The 1,908-nt window shown below is 65.6% G+C and carries 3 protein-coding genes; 1 reads left to right on the top strand and 2 read right to left on the bottom strand.

Features of this window, described 5'->3' with window-relative positions; translation table 11 throughout:
- Positions 1-474, bottom strand: a 474-nt coding sequence (locus G3N93_RS38730) for a shikimate dehydrogenase (RefSeq protein WP_206135406.1), incomplete at its 3' end; no start/stop codon positions are given.
- Entirely contained in the window at positions 471-926 is a 456-nt protein-coding gene (gene aroQ, locus G3N93_RS38725) for a type II 3-dehydroquinate dehydratase (RefSeq protein ID WP_174940967.1), read from the bottom strand. The genes G3N93_RS38730 and aroQ, both read right to left, overlap by 4 nt.
- A gap of 257 nt (positions 927-1,183) precedes the next feature.
- Between aroQ and G3N93_RS38720 the strand changes: the two genes are divergently transcribed.
- Positions 1,184-1,908, top strand: a 725-nt coding sequence (locus G3N93_RS38720) for a sugar phosphate isomerase/epimerase (protein ID WP_206135405.1), incomplete at its 3' end; no start/stop codon positions are given.

Raw genomic sequence — 1,908 nt, 5'->3', positions numbered from 1 at the left:
ATCGAAAATCGTCAGTTCGGCCGCGCCCATCTGCAGCGCCGCATGCGCCACGGCCGCGCCCGCGCCGCCCGCGCCGAGCTGGACGACGCGTTCGAGCGACGCGTCGGGCAACCCGCGGTGGAACGATTTCGCAAAGCCCGACCAGTCGGTGTTGTGGCCGATCCGCTTGCGGTCCTTGAACAGCACGGTATTCACCGCGCCGAGCGCGCGCGCATCGTCCGACAGTGCGTCAAGGTGCTCGATCACGCGCTGCTTGCACGGGTGCGTGATGTTCAGGCCGTTGTAGCCCATCCGCTGCGCGGCATCGAGCAGTTGCGGCAGCGCGTCGACGGTCACGCCGAGCGCGTCGAGATCGATGCGCCGGTAGACATACCCGAACCCCTGGCGGAAGCCTTCTTCCTCGTGCATCGCGGGCGACAGCGAGCCGCCGATGCCCTGGCCGATCAGGCCGATCAGAAACGACGGGCGGCTCATCGTGCGGCTCCCTGCGCGAACAGCGTCGCCAGACGCTGCAGCGCGAAGATGTAGCCGTCGGTGCCGCAGCCGCAGATCACGGCTTCGGCGACCGCCGACACATAAGAATGGTGACGGAACGCTTCGCGGCGATGCACGTTCGAGATATGCACTTCGATCACCGGCTTCGCGATCGCGGACAGCGCGTCGGCCAGCGCCACCGACGTATGCGTATAGGCCGCCGGGTTGATCACGATGCCGTGCGTGTCGTGACGCGCGGCGTGCAGCCAGTCGATCAGCTGGTGCTCGGCGTTCGACTGGCGGAAGTCGATTTCCAGCCCGAGCGCCTCTCCCGCCGTGCGGCAGCGCTGCTCGACATCGGCGAGCGTTTCCGCGCCGTAGATATGGGGCTCGCGCGTCCCCAGCAGATTCAGGTTCGGGCCGTTCAGCACCAGCACCTTGTACTTGCTCATGGTGATTCTGCTCCTAAAACAGGGGCGGACCGTGACCGGCATCGCCTCGAAAACATCGGAATTTGGCGCTAGTGTGCGCCCGGGAATGCGGGCTGTCTTTTCGGGTTTTCGCTAATTTGTACCACCTAGTTAGTTTGTACAATACGCATCACTAGCCCAGTAAATTCGGGATATGGCGTTCACCAGAAATTCAACGACTGGTTCATTCAGGGTCGATTCGACCGACGCCATGCCCCGCTCATCCGCAGGAATCGCCCATGCAGCGCTCGATCGCCACCGTGTCACTGTCCGGCACGCTCGCCGAGAAACTCGCCGCCATCCAGGCCGCGGGCTTCGACGGCGTCGAAATCTTCGAAAACGACCTCGTCTACTTCGATGGATCGCCGGCCGACGTCCGGCGCATGGCCGCCGATCTTGGCCTCGACATCGTGCTGTTCCAGCCGTTTCGCGACTTCGAGGGGGTGAGCGCGGCCCAGCTCGCGCGCAACCTCGACCGGATCAAGCGCAAGTTCGACGTGATGCATGCGCTCGGCGCCGACCGCATCCTGGTCTGCAGCAACGTGTCGGCCGACACGATCGCGGACGACGGGCTGCTCGTCGACCAGCTTGGCGCGCTCGCCGAAGCCGCGCGGCAGGCCGGCGTGGTCGCCGCGTACGAAGCGCTCGCGTGGGGCCGCGTCGTGAAGCGGTACGGCCATGCGTGGAAACTCGTGAATGCGGTGAACAGCCCGCACCTCGGCCTGGCGCTCGACAGCTTCCATACGCTGTCGCTCGACGATTCGCCGGACGCGCTCGCCGACATCCCCGGCGAGCGGATCGCGTTCGTGCAGATCGCCGATGCGCCGAAGCTCGCGATGGACGTGCTCGAATGGAGCCGCCATTACCGCTCGTTCCCGGGCCAGGGCGACTTCGACCTCGCGCGCTTCACCGCGCGGGTGATCGAGTCCGGCTATACGGGGCCGCTGTCGCTCGAGATCTTCAA

It is taken from the genome of Burkholderia sp. Se-20378 (assembly GCF_017104665.1).
Classification (GTDB): Bacteria; Pseudomonadota; Gammaproteobacteria; order Burkholderiales; family Burkholderiaceae; genus Burkholderia; species Burkholderia lata.
Note: the sequence above shows the minus strand (reverse complement) of the source record. Positions and strands in the feature narration are given on the sequence as shown.

Coding starts and splice junctions, on each gene's coding strand:
- aroQ (WP_174940967.1), bottom strand. CDS start 926: ATGAGCAAGTACAAGGTGCTGGTGCTGAACGGCCCGAACCTGAATCTG.